General features: G+C 48.3%; 1 protein-coding gene. It reads left to right on the top strand.

The genetic code is table 11. The annotated features are described in order from the left end of the window. Window positions 1-726 (top strand): UbiD family decarboxylase (locus A3766_RS04440; protein ID WP_156508682.1); only part of this gene is annotated, 726 nt, incomplete at both ends.

Raw genomic sequence — 726 nt, 5'->3', positions numbered from 1 at the left:
GCAAAAGCTACCGATATTTAAAAAGGTGATGGCGATGGGGCCCAAAGAGGTCCGCTCGGCTGCCTGTCAGGAAGTGCTTATCGAAAAAGATCAGGTGGATCTGTATAAGCTTCCTATCCAGACTTGCTGGCCAGGCGATGCAGGACCTTTGGTGACCTGGTCTTTGGTGATTACAAAAGGGCCTGAAAAGTCTCGCCAGAATCTGGGGATTTATCGCCAGCAGTTGATTGCAAAGAATAAGCTGATCATGCGCTGGCTATCTCACCGTGGTGGCGCACTAGACTTCAGAGAGTGGCAGCAAAAACACCCAGGTAAACCTTTCCCGGTTGCGGTGGCTTTAGGTGCTGATCCAGCAACAATACTCGGTGCAGTAACGCCCGTGCCCGATACCTTATCTGAATATGCCTTTGCTGGCTTGTTACGTGATAGTAAAACTGAAGTGACTAAAGCGGGCTTGAGTGACCTATCAGTGCCAGCGAGTGCAGAGATAGTATTGGAGGGCTTCATTTACCCTGATGAAGTCGCACCCGAAGGACCCTTCGGTGATCATACTGGTTATTACAATGAAGTGGATACCTTTCCGGTATTTACTGTCGAGCGTATTACTCATCGAAAAAATGCGATTTACCACAGTACTTATACTGGTCGGCCGCCTGATGAGCCTGCGATTCTCGGTTTAGCTTTGAATGAAGTCTTTGTACCGATTCTAAGAAAGCAGTTTCCTGA

This window comes from Oleiphilus sp. HI0132 (assembly GCF_001635845.1).
The sequence above is the reverse complement of the archived record's forward strand: the minus strand, read 5'-3'. Positions and strand labels throughout refer to the sequence as shown.